This window comes from Nonomuraea aridisoli, assembly GCF_003236395.1.
GTDB lineage: Bacteria > Actinomycetota > Actinomycetes > Streptosporangiales > Streptosporangiaceae > Nonomuraea > Nonomuraea aridisoli.
The window spans coordinates 1-14897 of record NZ_POUD01000231.1; the positions used below are offsets into that span (position 1 = coordinate 1).

At 72.2% G+C, this 14897-nt stretch carries 17 protein-coding genes; 12 read left to right on the forward strand and 5 right to left on the reverse strand.

The genetic code is table 11. The features are described from left to right. Positions 1-425 precede the first annotated feature (425 nt). Positions 426-1019 carry a TetR/AcrR family transcriptional regulator gene (locus C1J01_RS36640; RefSeq protein ID WP_111183556.1) on the reverse strand — a complete coding sequence of 198 codons (594 nt, stop codon included), beginning with the start codon at positions 1017-1019 and terminating at the stop codon, positions 426-428. Between the two features lie 158 nt (positions 1020-1177). On the opposite strand from C1J01_RS36640, the gene C1J01_RS36645 reads away from it, so the two are divergent. From C1J01_RS36645 to C1J01_RS50405, 5 genes are all read left to right on the forward strand, one after another. Further along, on the forward strand, positions 1178-1777 hold the full coding sequence (locus C1J01_RS36645) for an NADPH-dependent F420 reductase (protein ID WP_111183557.1): 600 nt from the start codon (positions 1178-1180) through the stop codon (positions 1775-1777). Positions 1778-1835: 58 nt separating this feature from the next. Beyond that, complete coding sequence (locus tag C1J01_RS36650; protein WP_111183558.1) at positions 1836-2591, forward strand: SDR family NAD(P)-dependent oxidoreductase; 756 nt, start codon at positions 1836-1838, stop codon at positions 2589-2591. A gap of 373 nt (positions 2592-2964) precedes the next feature. Continuing rightward, on the forward strand, positions 2965-3846 hold the full coding sequence (locus C1J01_RS36655) for a GNAT family N-acetyltransferase (protein WP_146615855.1): 882 nt from the start codon (positions 2965-2967) through the stop codon (positions 3844-3846). A 233-nt stretch (positions 3847-4079) separates the two neighbouring features. Beyond that, positions 4080-4217 (forward strand): hypothetical protein, encoded by a 138-nt coding sequence (locus C1J01_RS50400; RefSeq protein WP_181449170.1) that lies wholly within the window; start codon positions 4080-4082, stop codon positions 4215-4217. Next, positions 4214-4369 (forward strand): polysaccharide lyase, encoded by a 156-nt coding sequence (locus C1J01_RS50405; RefSeq protein WP_181449171.1) that lies wholly within the window; start codon positions 4214-4216, stop codon positions 4367-4369. Before C1J01_RS50400 ends, C1J01_RS50405 begins: the two co-directional genes overlap by 4 nt. On the opposite strand, the gene C1J01_RS36660 is transcribed toward C1J01_RS50405, so the two are convergent. Both C1J01_RS36660 and C1J01_RS36665 read right to left on the reverse strand, forming a co-directional pair. Then, the gene (locus C1J01_RS36660; protein ID WP_111183560.1) at positions 4349-6070 is read right to left on the reverse strand and encodes an MFS transporter; all 1722 of its coding nucleotides are present in this window, start codon (positions 6068-6070) and stop codon (positions 4349-4351) included. The genes C1J01_RS50405 and C1J01_RS36660 overlap by 21 nt on opposite strands. Before the next feature lie 29 nt (positions 6071-6099). Beyond that, entirely contained in the window at positions 6100-6558 is a 459-nt protein-coding gene (locus C1J01_RS36665) for a MarR family winged helix-turn-helix transcriptional regulator (RefSeq protein ID WP_111183561.1), read from the reverse strand. A 103-nt stretch (positions 6559-6661) separates the two neighbouring features. Here C1J01_RS36665 and C1J01_RS36670 point away from each other — a divergent pair, with 103 nt between their 5' ends. Together C1J01_RS36670 and C1J01_RS36675 are read left to right on the forward strand one after the other, a co-directional pair. Further along, on the forward strand, positions 6662-7309 hold the full coding sequence (locus C1J01_RS36670) for an HNH endonuclease family protein (RefSeq protein WP_111183562.1): 648 nt from the start codon (positions 6662-6664) through the stop codon (positions 7307-7309). 191 nt (positions 7310-7500) lie between these two features. Continuing rightward, on the forward strand, positions 7501-9075 hold the full coding sequence (locus C1J01_RS36675; protein WP_220040268.1) for an alpha/beta fold hydrolase: 1575 nt from the start codon (positions 7501-7503) through the stop codon (positions 9073-9075). Here the strand turns inward: C1J01_RS36675 and C1J01_RS53265 are convergent. After that, positions 9056-9178, reverse strand: a complete 123-nt coding sequence (locus C1J01_RS53265; RefSeq protein WP_268958774.1) for a hypothetical protein — start codon at positions 9176-9178, stop codon at positions 9056-9058. The genes C1J01_RS36675 and C1J01_RS53265 overlap by 20 nt on opposite strands. Here C1J01_RS53265 and C1J01_RS50410 point away from each other — a divergent pair. Next, positions 9177-9365: a hypothetical protein gene (locus tag C1J01_RS50410; protein WP_181449172.1), complete on the forward strand. Its 189-nt coding sequence runs from the start codon at positions 9177-9179 to the stop codon at positions 9363-9365. The genes C1J01_RS53265 and C1J01_RS50410 overlap by 2 nt on opposite strands. Positions 9366-9436: 71 nt before the next feature. Here the strand turns inward: C1J01_RS50410 and C1J01_RS36685 are convergent, their stop codons facing one another. Then, positions 9437-10099, reverse strand: coding sequence for an adenylate kinase family protein (locus C1J01_RS36685; RefSeq protein ID WP_111183564.1), 663 nt, complete (start codon positions 10097-10099; stop codon positions 9437-9439). 103 nt (positions 10100-10202) lie between these two features. Here C1J01_RS36685 and C1J01_RS36690 point away from each other — a divergent pair, with 103 nt between their 5' ends. The 4 genes from C1J01_RS36690 to C1J01_RS36705 form a co-directional block, all read left to right on the forward strand. After that, positions 10203-10577, forward strand: a complete 375-nt coding sequence (locus C1J01_RS36690; RefSeq protein WP_111183565.1) for a PadR family transcriptional regulator — start codon at positions 10203-10205, stop codon at positions 10575-10577. After that, the gene (locus C1J01_RS36695) at positions 10574-11194 is read left to right on the forward strand and encodes an HAAS signaling domain-containing protein (RefSeq protein ID WP_111183566.1); all 621 of its coding nucleotides are present in this window, start codon (positions 10574-10576) and stop codon (positions 11192-11194) included. Before C1J01_RS36690 ends, C1J01_RS36695 begins: the two co-directional genes overlap by 4 nt. A gap of 116 nt (positions 11195-11310) precedes the next feature. Further along, the gene (locus C1J01_RS36700; protein ID WP_111183567.1) at positions 11311-12561 is read left to right on the forward strand and encodes a C39 family peptidase; all 1251 of its coding nucleotides are present in this window, start codon (positions 11311-11313) and stop codon (positions 12559-12561) included. Between the two features lie 252 nt (positions 12562-12813). Beyond that, positions 12814-14897: ATP-binding protein (locus C1J01_RS36705; RefSeq protein ID WP_146615856.1), on the forward strand; the 2084-nt coding region annotated here is incomplete at its 3' end.

Here is a 14897-nt window from a genome sequence, read left to right on the forward strand (position 1 = left end):
TCACCCTCACGGCCTTGTAGTGATCAGCAGCGACTCGACACCGCACATGATCACTCAAGGCCGTCTCGCTGTCCGCGAAACGATCAAACGTGGCTCAGCACAACGATCCGGAGGATAAAGAACAAGCTCAGACGTCCGGCCTCTTTCAACCGGGCCGGATCTCGTTCAACGCAGCCCCGACCATGCACGAAGCAACGTGACTGTTCTCGCCTGACGGTGAAGGGCGGCTGCCGCTTCTCGGGCCTGGCGGCCTGCGGTACGGGTTGCCTTGGCGCCGGATAAGCGGGCTGGTCATCTGGCCAACAGCGGGAGGGAGGAGGGGGCCAGTCACTGCCCCTTGGCTGACAGAGCTGCGCGTGCGGACATCGGTGGGAGCGAGCGGACACCGGGGAGTGGCCGGCGTGAGGGCCCTGTCGCCCGTGGGCTCAGGCGTGTACGGGTGTGAGAGCCAGGAGGGCTGTGTCGACGGCGGCGACCAGACGGCGGGGGTCGGGGTCGGCTTTGACGATCACCTGGAGGCCTTCGAGGAGGATGGTGAGCATGGCGGCGGCCGCCGGGAGGTCGAGGTCGGAGGAGATCTCTCCCTGCCGGGCGGCGGCTTGCAGGCCTTGCAGGAAGCCGTCTTCCACGACGGACAGGACGCCGCGCAGGCTGCGAGCGACCTCTTCGTCTCCCGGGAGCAGTTCGCCCGCGGTGTTGGCGATCAGGCATCCGCGGGGCTGGTCCTGCTGCACGGCCAGGTCGATCCAGCCGATCAGCACGGCCCGGATCCGTGGCAGGACCGGGCCTCCCTCCAGCAACGTGGGGGCGAGGTCGTCGGCCAGGCGTTCGCGGTAGTGGGCGAGGGCGCGCAGGAAGAGCGCGTGCTTGTCGCCGAAGGTGCGATAGAGGGTGCCCGGATGGACGCCGAGGGTCGCGGTCAGGTCGGTGATCGACGTCGTCTCGTAGCCTCGCGTCCAGAACAGCTCCATGGCGCGGTCGACGACGTCCTGCTCGTCGAAGGTTCGCGGTCGTGCCATGATCCGACGATACCTCAATTTGAACGCTCACTCTCAAACCTGTACCGTTCGATTTGAGAACAGGCGCTCTCAAACTTGGTTTGAGAGCGTGCGCTCATCAACCGGGGCTGGGGATCACTTCGCCGGTCCAGCGTCACCTACCTGAGGAGCACGCTCACATGAGCATCGGAATCATCGGCGCCGGCGCCATCGGTTCGGCGATAGCCGAGATCCTGTCCCGAGCCGGCATCGACATCATCCTCTCCAACAGCCGCGGGCCGGACACGCTCGCCGATCTCGCCAAGCGTCTGGGACCCCATGTCCGCCCGGGCACGCGGGAGGAGGCGGCCGGGCAGGACCTCGTGTTCGTCGCGGTGAACTGGTCCAAACTGCCGCGCGCCATGGCGGGCCTGCCCGACTGGGACGGCCGGATCGTCGTCGACACGAACAACTCCATCGAGGCACCGCTGTTCCAGCCCTTCGAGCTGCACGGCAGGACGTCGAGCGAGGTCTTCGCGGACATGGTCCCCGGGGCGCGTGTCGTGAAGGCCTTCGGCCACCTGAACCCCGACCTGCTCACCGCCGATCCCGTCGCGCGCGGCGGTCGCCGGGTCCTCTTCCTGTCGGGGGACGACCTCGAGGCGCGGCAGACGGTGCGAGCGCTGATCGAGCGTCTCGGCTTCTTCCCCCTGGACCTCGGTCCGCTGGCCGTCGGAGCCCGTCTCCTCCAGTTCCCCGGTGGCACGCTGCCCGCGCACCACCTGGTGAAGATCGATTGACCTGCGGCCATGGGGCGCTCCATGAGTGCGCGCATCCCTCGAAGAAAGAAGGAAGATCATGTCTCAGCAGCCCCTGGCGGGAAAGGTGGCGCTGGTCACCGGCGGCTCGCGTGGCATCGGGGCGGCCACGGCCCTGCGTCTCGCCGACGACGGAGCGGACGTCGCCATCACGTACGTGTCCTCGCACGAGCGGGCGAAGAGTGTCGTGTCGAGGATCGAGCAGCGCGGGGTCCGGGGCAAGGCCTTCGCATCGGACCAGGCCGACCCGGAACAGGCGGCGAGCCTGGTGGACCAGGTCATGGCGGAGTTCGGCCGGCTCGACATCCTCGTCAACAACGCCGGAATCTTCGTGACAGGCTCCATCGATGCCGAGGAGACCGACCAGGAGGCCATGGCGCGGCAGTACGCCGTCAACGTCGCAGGGGTCGTGGCCGTCACGCGTGCCGCCGCCAAGGTGATGGGTGAGGGCGGCCGGATCGTCTCCGTGGGATCCACGAGCGGCGACCGTACCCCCTTCCCCGGTCTCGGCGACTATTCCGCGACAAAGGCCGCGATCACCGCTTACACCCGTGCGTGGGCGCGGGACCTCGGTCCGCGCGGCATCACCGTCAACGCGGCCCAGACCAGCTCGATCAGCACCGACATGAACCCCGATGTCGGACCGTTCGCCGATGTGCAACGCTCGATGAACGCCCTGGGACGCTACTACGGCCGGCCCGAGGAGATGGCCGCCGCCATCGCGTTCCTCGCCGACCCCGACGCCAGCTTCGTCACCGGCGCCACGCTGAACGTCGACGGCGGTTTCAACGCCTGACGGGCCGTTGCGCTCCCCCGTCACCCGCAGGAGGTCGTGCTTGGGCAGGAGGTGGCGGGCCACGTCGATGGCAGCCGCGCCAGCCGTACCTGGGGGCGTCGCAGATCGTGACGGCGGGGACGCTCCGCGGCTTGTCCCCCGTACGGACGGCGCGGAACGCCGCCACATCGAGCGGCTCACCGCAGTCCGCCGGCGCGCCCAACCCCAACGGCTCCGCCAACACCCCGTACCCGCTGACCTGCCTTTCGGCTTCAGCGACACCCGCTTGCGCCGGCTCGCCGCCCCCGTGCAACGCCGCTTTCCCGTGCTGGGGGCGGGGTTTGCCGTGCCGTTTGAGGATGAGATGGCGTAATGGCGCACTATCGTGCGAACCGTGAGTGATGTGATCGTTCGCCACCGCGCTCGCGTGCGAGCAGCCGACCCGCTTGTCGCCATCACCGATCTCGGTGAAGACCTGATCGAGATGCCGGACGCCGTCGGCGCGCCCTCGGTGTCCACGGCCGGCCCTGACGTCCGGTCGGTGCCCTGGGGTCCGCTGACCACCCACACCCTCCGTGCCAGAGTCGCGGGTGACGACCCCGCCGACTCCCTCGGCCGTCTCCTCGACCGCTGGATCTCGTCCCTTGACGCCGAGCCGGGGTCCGGGCTGCAGGTGAGCTGGCCGAGCCGGGACACCGCGCCGGTCGCCGCCCTGGTCAGGCGGGGGTTCGCGCCGCGGTCCGTGCTCGCCGTCCGCGTCTCTCCCACTTCGGCCGGTGCGCGGCCGCCCACCGGTGTACGGCGGGCCGTGGCGGACGACCTGGACGTCATGTGCCGGCTGTACCTGGAGTTGATCGCCTACGAGGCGCAGTTCGGCTGGGTTCCGGTGCCGTCCTGGACGCCCGACGCCGCCCGGGCCGAGATCGAGGAGAAACTCGCCCGTGACGACGGCTGGTGCTGGCTGGCCGAGCGGGACGGCGAGGTCGTCGGCATGCTCGCGGTCCACCACCCTGACCACTCGGGGTGGATCGCGCCTGCCGTGCACGCTTCGTCGCCCGTGGCGTACGTGGGCTCGCTCTACGCGCGCCCGGACGGCAGGGGCCGCGGCATCGGCGCCGCGCTGATCGGCCACGCCCATGCCGAGGCGGCGGCGGCAGGCGTCGAGACCGTGCTGGTGCACTACGCGGCCCTGAACCCGCTGTCCGTGCCCTTCTGGTCCCGCCAGGGCTACCGGCCGCTCGTCACGACCTGGGGACGGTGGGTTCGGCAGCCGTGACGCAGGGCTGATCGTCCGCGCAGCGGGCGGGGCGGCGTCCTCGCCACCGGTCGTGCTGCCCAGCGGCGGCGGCGCGACGGCCACGCCGTCTCCCGAGGGCGTCCCGCCGGCGCGCGGGGCGGCCGGCTTTCTTCGGCGACTCGCTCACCCCGTCGGAGCACGGCGCCTTCGGGCTCGAGGACCGGGCGTGGCTGATCCCGTCGGACGATCCGCGCTTCTCCGGCGTCCTGCGCGTGTTGTTCCCGGCCGGATCGGCCAGCCGGACGTCCTCCAGGGCCGACGGCACCCCCGAGGGCGGCGCCCAGCTCTACCTGCTGCTCAAGGACGGTCCCGTCGAATCGGTACGGCTCGCCTACCATGCACCGAGATGAACGGCGGCCGGATCCCGGACGGCACCAACGGCCTGTCGACGCGGTTCATGTGGCGCGCGAACGGCGCCGGCGAGGTGTACGCCTACCTGCCGACGTCGCGCGAGCACGGGACCTCGCTGGGCCGCGGCGCGTCAGGCCCTGTCGCCGCGTAGCTCCGTCAGCGTGGCGGCCGTCAGCGGGCGAGGGTCGTCGTCGGGCTCGACGAGGATGACCGTGCAGGTCGCCGCGTGGGTGAGCGCGGTGGTGAAGCTGCCGTCGGCGAACTGCAGCAGCGGGCCGCGCGGGGAGCGGCCGACGGCGACCGTGCGGGCGCCCGTCTCGGCGGCGTGGCGGGCCAGGGCCCGGCCGGCGGCGGCGTGGTCTCCGACGCTGGCGAGGACGTGGCCGGTCGCGGCGACACCGCGCGCGGCCAGCCGGTCGAGGTGGGCGGTGACGGCGGCGCGGGCCTGGTCATGGGTCTCGGTCTCGACGGCCTGTTCCTCGACGACGGCGGTCTCGGAGACGTGCACGACGTCCAGCACGCTTCCGCTCTCCTCGGCGTACCGCGCGGCCGTGTCGACGATCGAGGCGGCGTTGTCGTGGGCGCCGACGGCCACGACCAGGAGCGGGCTCCCGGCGGGCGCCGCGCCGCCGACCGGGGTGAGCGCCGGTTCGACGGCCTCGCCCTCGCCGAGCTGCCGCTCGGCCTGGCGCAGCAGCCGGTGCCCGCTGGCAAGGATCGGGATGGCCAGCAGGAACGTGGCGGCGCCGAGGTAGAAGGGCACGCTGAGGCCGGAGGCGTCGGCGAGCAGACCGGCGACGTACGGGGCCAGGCCGCCGCCGATGAAGCGCAGGAAGCCGTAGGCGGAGGAGGCCACCGGGCGCTCTACCGGCGAGACGAGCATGACCGCCTGGGTGGTGAGCGTGTTGTTGATGCCGATGAAGGCGCCGCTGACGATGACGGCGACGATCACCACGGCGGGCGTCCGCACGCCGGCCGCGATGACGGCCATCACGATCGCGAGGCCGAGCAGGTTGGCGTACAACACGGGCGCGGTGCCGAAGCGGGCCTGCAGGCGCGGCGCGAAGAACACGCTGAAGGCGGCCACGAGCAGGCCCCAGCCGGTGAAGACCAGCCCCAGCCGATGGGCGTCGAGCTCCATCGGGTACGGGGCGTAGCCCAGCATGGTGAAGAAGCCCCAGTTGTACAGCAGGGCCATGATGCCCATGGTGAGCAGGCCGCGGTGACGCAGCGCCTTGAGCGGGGCCGCCGCCGAGGTGCGCCGGGCGGGCTTCGGCGTGGCGGGGACGAAGGCGAGGGTCGCGATCAGGGCGATGGCCATGAGGACGGCCACGCCGAAGAAGGGGCCGCGCCAGCTGATGCCGCCGAGCACGCCGCCGAGCAGGGGGCCGACGGCGATGCCGAGGCCGAGGGCGGTCTCGTACAGGATGATGGCGCCGCCGAAGCCGCCGCTGGCGGAGGCGACGATGACGGCCAGCGAGGTCGCGATGAACATCGCGTTGCCGAGGCCCCAGCCGGCGCGGAAGCCGACGATGCCGTTGATGGAGCCGGTGGCGCCCGCCAGGGCGGCGAAGAGGACGATGACGGCCAGGCCGATGACGAGGGTCCGCTTGGCGCCGATCCGGCTGGAGATCCAGCCGACGATGAGCATCGCGACGGCGGTGACGATGAGGTAGCTGCTGAAGAGCAGGGAGACCTGGCTCGGGGTGGCGTTCAGGCTCTCGGCCAGGGCGGGCAGGATCGGGTCGACCAGGCCGATGCCCATGAACGAGATGACGCAGGCGAACGCGACGGCCCAGACGGCCCTGGGCTGCTTGAAGGGGCTGGCGGTCTTTCCGTGGGGTGTGCTCATGTTCCGTTTCACTGGGGATGTCGTGAGGATCAGGGACGCGGTTGCCGGTCCTGGATCGCCCGCGCCAGGGCGGGCAGGGCTACCGCGACGGCGTGCCGCTCCTGCTCGCTCAGCTCGTCGATCAGCTGCTGGAGCGCCTGCGCGCGCTCGGCGCGCCGTCGCAGGAACACCTCCACTCCGGTGTCGGTGACCTCGACCAGGACTCCGCGCCCGTCGCTGTGGTCGGCGGTGCGCCGTACGAGGCCGGCGCGTTCGAGGCGGTTGACGAGCTGCGACATGTTCGGCTGGGAGACGCCTTCGGCGCGGGCGAGTTCGGTCAGCCGCTGCGGCCCTTCGCGGGCCAGGCGGCTCAGCACGAACGAGGCGGCGCTGCTGAGCCCGCCCGTGGTGGCGCTCAGCCGGACGTGCCGGACGAGCTGTTCCACCGCGATCGTCAGCGCCTCGGCCGAACCCTGCGGGATCGCCACCTCCATAACGGGCTTATGCATAGGGCCATTATGGACTTCTGCTTTTCCGGCAAACGACCCACCCCCGGCGAAGTGGGCAAATTCACCGCCATAGCGGGGGAAAGTGCGGGGTATGGCACGTGTCATGATCTTCTTGAGGCGGGCAGCACACGTCGCCGTACTCACCCTGATGGTCATCCCGATCGCCGCCGTCCTCACCGCCAAGCCGGCGGCGGCCGAACAACGCAAGCGGTCGCAGGCCGCCGCCCTCGCCCGCAGCATGCTGGCTCAGCTCAGGATCGCCAGGCCGTTGTCCATCAGCGGCTACAGCCGCGCGAAGTTCCAGCCCAGCTGGCCGGACCGCAGGGGGAGATGCAGCACGCGGGAGATCGTCCTGGCCCGCGACGCGCGGAGCATCCGCCGTGACGCCGACTGCCGTCCGGTCCGGGGCACGTGGTTCAGCCCCTACGACGGCAAGCGGCTGAAGAGCGAGAAGTACGTGGACGTCGACCACCTGGTGCCGCTGTCCTACGCCTGGCGCTCGGGCGCCAAACGCTGGAGCCCGGCCAAACGGCGCGCCTTCGCCAACGACCTCACCCGTCCCGAGCTGATCACCGTCAGCCACTCCGCCAACATCGCCAAGGGCGGCAAGGGCCCGCAGAGCTGGCGTCCGCAACGCCGGGCCTACTGGTGCCGGTACGCGACCTCATGGATCACCGTCAAACACCACTACGGGCTCTTCGTGACGAGGAGGGAGCGGGTGGCGCTGCTCAACATGCTGCGCACCTGCTGAAAGACCCGTCCGGGCGGACGGGCGCGAGGATCGGCCGTGTCCGCCCGGCTTTTACGCTCATTGTCAGGATCTCCCGATTGTTGCCGTTGTATCGTCGTGCCGCTGTTCGTCGCGGTCGACACGGGGGCCGCGGCTCGCCGTCGCCCCGCTCCGGGGCCATCACGGTTTGAGCTGACCACGATTGGAGCATCGTGCGAGGAAGATCCTCTCTACTGGCCGTCGTCGTGGCGATGGCGGCGCTGTTACCCGCGCTTCCGGCCGTCGCGGCCACCCCGGAACCCGCGGCGGCCCCCGCGCAGGGCCGTATCGCCTGGGCGCCCTGCGAGGAGGAGCCCAGCGCCGAGTGCGGCACGCTGGCCGTCCCCATCGACTGGTCGCGTCCGGGCGGGCCCACCATCGACCTGGCCGTCGCCCGCCGCAAGGCCACCGACCCCGCCGCCCGCGTCGGATCCCTGGTGATCAACCCCGGTGGTCCCGGCGGTTCGGGGGTGGAGGCCGCGTACGGCGCCCCCGGCTTCTTCACCGAGGAGTTGCAGAAGCACTTCGACATCGTCGGCTTCGACCCGCGGGGCGTCGGCCGCAGCCACCCGGTGATCTGCTCGGCGTCGGTGTACAACAAGATGCCGTACGCCGTCATGAAGAGCCAGGCCGACTTCGTCAGGTGGAGCGTCTACGCCAAGAAGCTGCGCGCGGACTGCCGGGCCCGTACCGGCCCGCTCTACGACCACGTCGACTCGGTCAACGTCGCACGTGACCTCGACGCGCTGCGCGCCGCCCTCGGCGAGGAGAAGCTGACGTTCTACGGCATCTCCTACGGCACCCTGATCGGCCAGATGTACGCCGAGCTGTTCCCGCGGCGGATCCGGGCCATGGCCCTCGACAGCAACATGGACCACAGCCTCGGCGTCAAGGCGTTCCTCGACAGCGAGGCCGCCGCCGTCGAGGACGCCTTCGACCAGTTCGTCGGCTGGTGCGACCAGGAGCCGGCCTGCGCGCTGCACGGGCAGGACGTCCGCGCCGTGTGGGAGCGCATCCTCGCCAAGGCGCGCAGCGGCACGCTGTACTACCCGGGCGTCGAGGACCGGCCGATGACCGAGATCCAGGTCCTGTGGCAGGGCGTGCTGGGCACCGAGGGACCCGCCTGGCAGCTGCTGAGCGAGATGCTGCGCGCCCTGGACGGCGGCGAACCGCCCTCGTGGATCCCCCCGCTGCCCGGCCGGCAGCCCGTGTCGGGTGAGGTCGCGCACCTGCCGACCGCGATCCTGTGCCAGGACTACCACCTGCCGGTGCGCAACTACAAGGAGTACGCCGCCCTGCTGCGCAGCTCCAACAGGCTGGCCCCGGACATGCGGCTCAACCCGATGCCGATCGAGGACCTGCCCGTCTGCCTCAAGCACCCCACCACGAACCCGCAGCACCGGCTGCGCTACACGGGCGACGCCCCGATCCTGCTGGGGAACTCGCTGCACGACCCCTCCACGCCGTACTCGTGGTCGGTCAACGTGGCCCGGCAGCTCGGCCCCAAGGCCCGGCTGCTGACGTACGAGGGCTGGGGTCACCGCATCTACGGAAAGGACGAGTGCAGCACGGTGCCGATCGACGACTACCTGATCTCGCTCACCGTGCCGCCGCCCGGCTTCCGCTGCCCCGTGGGCGGCAGGGTCGAGACCACGCTCAAGAAGCGGCAGCACGAGCTGTGGCCGACGGACGGGCTGCCCTGGAGCGCCCCGTTCCCGGCGCCGCTCGTCACCGGCCGCGCGGGATGACGCCGACCCGCCGCGCCCAGCCCTCGTAATCGGCCGCCGGGCCGGCGACGCGGGCAGGGTGGCGGCGGGCCAGGTCGGTCGTCTCGGAGCGGTCCGCGTCCATGTCGTACAGCTCCCACGGCCCGCCGTGCTCGCGGACCACCCTGCTCGACGCCGGCCGCGTCGAGCAGGGTGGGCAGAACGTCGGTGAGCTGGAAGTGCGTCCCGCACGATCCACCCGCCGGCCCTGCGGCCTGGCCCTCTCCGACGGCGGGTCCTGGCGCAGCGTCGTCCTCGGCGCCCCCGTCTGACCGGCGCCCGTCCAACCGGCGCCCGTCCAACCGGCGCCCGTCCAACCGGCGCCCGTCCAACCGGCGCCCGTCTAACCGGCGTCCGGAAGAGGTGTGTAGGGCGGGAGGCCGAAGCGGGTCCGGATGGTCTGCTGGACGGACGCCTTGTCGGCGCGGGCGTCGATGGTCAGGACGTACTCCTTGCGGCGGAAGAGCTCCAGCACCGGATCCGTCTTCGTGCGGTAGTCGGCCAGGCGGCGGGCCAGCGCGTCCGGGGTGTCGTCGGCCCGGGTGACGAGCTCGCCGCCGCAGACGTCGCAGCGGCCGTCCACCTCGGGCCGGTGAGCGATGAGGTTGTAGTCCATGCCGCAGCGCGAGCACAGGCGCCGGGCCAGCACGCGGCGGCGCACCTCGTCGTCGGACAGGTCGAGGTGGATGACGCCGTCGATGTCGTAGCTCTCCAGGAAGAACTCCGTCTGCCGCCGGTTGCGCGGGAAGCCGTCGATGACGAAGCCGTAGTTCCAGTCGTGCAGGTGGAGGCGGTCGCTGACGACGTCCTCCACCAGGTCGTCGCCCACCAGCTCACCGGCGGCGACCAGGCGGCGGACCTGGGCGCCGAGCTTGGTGTGGTTCTTGACGTGCCAGCGGAAGATGTCGCCGACGCTGATGTGCACCAGGTCCAGGTCGGTGGCGAGCAGCTTGCTCTGCGTACCCTTGCCGCTCCCCTGCACGCCCATGATCACGTATTTCCGCATGCTCTGCTCATGCCCGGAAAAGCCGCGCGGTGTGATGGCCGTCCCGGGATTCGATGACGCCTACTACTATGCGAGACCTACTAGTTGGCGTTACTGTCTTCTCATGGCCGATGTGACGACCAGACGGACCCAGTGGTTGCGCGGTGTGCTCGACCTGTCCGTACTGGCCCTGCTCGCCGAGACCGGCGAGAGCTACGGGTACGCGCTCCTGCAGCGCTTGGAGCAGGCGGGGCTGCCCGACATGAAGGCCGGCACCCTCTATCCGCTGCTCAACCGCCTGGCCACCGACGGCCTGCTGCGCGCCGAGTGGCGAGCCGGGGACGGCGGGCCGGGGCGGAAGTTCTTCGCCCTGACGGACGAGGGCCGCAAGGCGCTCGCGGACATGGGGCCGGAGTGGGTGGCGTTCGCGACGACCGCGATCGCCGTGGTGCGACGCGGGATGGACAGCGAAATGGACAGCGGAATGGACAAGGGGTGAGGACGAGCGTGAGCGTGCTGGACAAGAGGTACAGCGACGAACTGATGATCGCCCTGCGGCTCCACGAGATCTCCGGCGAGCGCGTCGGCGAGGTGCTGGCCGAGGTGGAGTCCCACGTCGCCGAGACCGGAGAGGACCCGAGGGCGGCGTTCGGCAGCCCGAAGGAGTACGCGGCCCAGGTCGCGGCCCAGCTCGACGCGAGGTCGGGCAAACCGTCGCCGCTGTCGTACATGCTCGGCGCCGCGCTCACGGGGGCCCTGGTCTACGTCGGGGGCGGCTTGCTGCTGGCGGCGCTGAACAGATCCCCCATCGTTCTCACCTGGGTGGAGATCGTCACGGGGCCGCTCGTCATGGGCTTCATCCTCTCCGCGATCTTCACGGCGCTCGCGGGAGTCAGGGCCGTCACGGGCGGGAGGGCGTACAAGGTGGTGGCGCTCGGTCTCGCGGCCTGCGCGCTCGCGACGATCTTCGTGGCGGACCGGCTCAACGACGGCGTGAGCCCTGTCATCGAGGTGCCGCAGGCCGCCGCGATCGTCATCGGGGTGGCGGCGCTGGCGGCGGCGGTCGTCTCCCTGGCCCGCTCCATCAAGAGAGGCCGGGTCGTCCGGCCCCGATGACCCATACGTGCCCCATGCGTGCCCCATACGTGCCCCATACGTAGATCTCCCGATGCTTTGCCCGCGCGGCGCGCTTAAGGTCGGCCGGACCAGATGCCTTCGGAGAAGGTGGGTCCATGCGTGCGCTGACCGTCTTCCTGTCCACTCTGCTGCTGGTCACGACCGCCCCCGCGCCCGCGGGGGCGGCGAACCGGCCGGCCGCCGCCGAACCGGACGTCGTCTACCATCGCGCCGGCTTCTCCTCCGGGACGGCCGAGGGCACGACGGCCGCTGACGGCCTGTCGTTCACCTCGCCCGCGGGGACCGTCTCCCACACCGACGCCCTCGGCACCAAGACCTGGGAGTACGCCCGGTGGACCGCCCCCGAGCGGGACATCGGCTTCGCCGCCACCGAGCTGATCGCCTCCTGGACGGCCGACGTGCCGCCCGGCAGCTGGATGCAGGTCGAGCTGCGCGGCCGCAACACCGAGGGCCTGACGACGTGGTACTCCCTCGGCCGCTGGGCGTACGTGGAAGGCGACATCATGCGCACGTCGGTCCCCGGCCAGAGCGACGCCGACGCCGCCGTGAACGTCGACACGCTGGCCGCGGCGGCGGGCAAGCCGCTCAGCGCGTACCAGCTGCGCCTGACCCTCTACCGCACGCCGGGCTCGTCGGTGACGCCGCGGGTCAGGACCGCGGGGGTGATGGCCTCCAGCGTGCCCGAGCGCAAGAAGGTGCCGGTCAGCCCCGGCGGCGCCGCGTGGGGCGTCGAGCTGCCGGTGCCGCGCCGCTCCCAGAACGTGCACTCCGGCCACTACCCCGAGTGGGACGGCGGCGGCCAGGCGTGGTGCAGCCCCACCTCGACCACCATGGTGCTGGGCTACTGGGACCGGTGGCCCAGCGCGGAGGAGACCGCCTGGGTCGATCCCTCCGACCCGAACCCCGAGGTCGACCACGCCGCCCGCTACACCTACGACCACGCCTACGAGGGCGCCGGCAACTGGCCGTTCAACATCGCCTACGCCGGCCGGTACGGGATGGACGGGTTCGTCACCCGGCTGCGCTCGCTGACCGAGCTCGAACAGCTCGTCAAGGCCGGCATCCCGGTCATCACCTCGCAGTCGTTCAAGAAGGGCGAGCTGCCCGGAGCCGGGTACGGCACCGACGGGCACCTGATGACGGTCATCGGCTTCACCGCCGGCGGCGACGTGATCGCCAACGACCCGGCGTCGCCCTCCAACGACGCCGTCCGCCGCGTCTACTCGCGGGCCGACTTCGAGAACGTCTGGCTGCGCAGCTCCAGCAGCGGCGGCGTGGTGTACGTCATCCACCCGCCCGGCCACGCGCTGCCCGCCACGACGCCGGGGCTGCCCGCCAACTGGTGACCACCCGGAGCCCCGGATCCACGGACCCGGGGCTCCCGCCTTGGGCAACCTCGCCGAAACCTCGACGCCCGGCGCAGACCTGCGTACCCTAACAACCGGAAACCGCGGGGTCACTCGTTGTTTCCGCCGTGATACGCGCCGATCGGGGGGTCGTCCGGAGCGGCCGGGTCCGTCCGCCGGGCCGGGGCCGCCGCCGCGCGCGATGTCCCCGACCGCTGTGGCCGACCGACCTTCCACGCCGTGGAGCGCCCGATGACCGAGGACGAATCTGCGACGCTCGAGAAGACCCGGCTGGTGCCCCCCCAGTGGAACGGTCAGCCGCTGCTGCTGGCCTCCGCGGGCGCGCGGGCCGTGCTGGCGGGCACGGGCACCCACCTGGCGGCCTCGCGCCTGCCCGCGGCCGCGGCGGTCCCGGCCACCCTCGCCGACCTCGGCCGGTGCCTGGTCGAACGGGCGGGCCTGGCCCCGTCCGGCCTGACGGTGCTGCTCGACCCGGCGACCCCCGCCCGGCTGGGCGAGGCGCTGGACCGGGCCGCCCGCGAGGCCACCAGCGTGCTGATGTTCCACTATGTCGGGCACGGGGTGTTCGGCCCGGACCACGAGCTCTACCTCGCGACCCAGGCCACGACCGACCTCGGGCAGGGGGCGCCCGGCCACCAGGCGCTGCCGTACGCCGCCGTCCGCCGGATCCTCGCCTCCTCCTCGGCCGAGTACGTCGTCATGGTGCTCGACTGCTGCTTCACCGGCGGCGGCCGGCCGGTGCCCGCCCGCGCGGTCGACCGGGCCTTCGACGCGGCCTGGCCGGGGGCATACGTGCTGGCGTCCTCCAGCAGGGACGGCAACTCCTGGGCGCTGCCCGGCGTCCGGCACACCGCGCTGACGGGGGCGCTGCTGCGGCTGCTGACCGACGGCGACCCGGCGGGGCCGGAGGCGCTCACCCTCGACCACGTCCACCACCACCTGGCCGGCGCGCTGCCCGGGGCCGGGTTCCCGCGCCCGCGCCGCCTGGCGGGCGACCTCGACGGGCTGCCGCCGCTCGCCGTCAACCCCGCCCACGCCGGGCCGCGCAAGCGGCAGAACCCGCCCATCGCCTCCCCCGGCGACCTGAACAGCCCCTATCGCGGGCTGGCGGCGTACGAGCCGGAGCACACCCGGCTGTTCTTCGGCCGGGAGGAGCCGGCCAGGGCGCTGGCCGCGCGGGTGCGGCAGGCGCTGCGCGACGCCGCTCCCCCGGTGGTCACCGGGCCGGAGCAGAGCGGCGGCCCGATCCTCGTCACCGGGCCGTCGGGCTGCGGGAAGTCGTCCCTGCTGCGGGCCGGGCTGATCCCCGCGCTGCGCGACGGAGCCGGGCAGGAGCCGCCGCGCGTGCTGCTCACGCCCGGCGAGCGGCCGCTGACGTCGCTCGCGCGGGCGCTCACGGCGTTCGGCGGCGGCGACCCCGAGCGGCTGCGGGCGGTCATGGAGTCCGACCCCGGCTCGGCGCGGCGCTGGCTGCCGGGACCGTTGCTGCTGGTGGTGGACCAGTTCGAGGAGGTCTTCACCGTCTGCGCCGAGGAGGCGGAGCGGCGGCGCTTCGCCGGGACGCTCGCGCAGCTGTCGCGTTCGGCGGCCGTGGTGATGGCCGTGCGCAGCGACTTCTTCGGCCACTGCGCCGCCTACCCCGGCCTGCTGGAGGCGGTGCGCAGGCCCGAGGTCGTCGCGCCGATGACCGAGGCCGAGCTGCGCCGGGCGATCGAGGAGCCGGCCACGCGCTCGGGGCTGTCCGTGGAGCCGGGGCTCACCGACCTGATCCTGGAGGACCTGCGGGCCCAGCGCGGCACGGACGACCTGCTCGCACTGCTGTCGCACGCGCTGCTGGCCACCTGGCAACGGCGTACCGGCGGCGTGCTGACCATGGCCGGCTACCGGGCGGCGGGCGGGGTCGCGCGGGCGGTCGCGATGAGCGGCGAGGAGGCGCTGCGGCGGCTCGGCGCGGAGTTCGAGCCGGTGGCGCGGGCCCTGCTGGTCCGGCTGGTGCACGTCGACGCGCGCGGCAACGGCGCCCCGCGGCGGGTCCCGCTCGACGAGCTGAGCCCCGGCAAGGACTCCATCGAGGGGCAGGTGCTGGCGGAGTTCGTCCGGGCGCGGCTGGTCACGGCGGACGGCGACGAGGCGCGACTCGCCCACGAGGCGCTGGTGCGGGCCTGGCCGCGGCTCGGCAGCTGGGCGGAGACCGGCCGCGCGGCCCTGCTCGTCCGCCGCCGCCTCACCGAGGACGCGGAGATGTGGCAGCGGGAGGGCCGCGACCCTCAGTACCTGTACGCGGGCGACCGTCTGGCGACCGCCCAGTCCGTCGT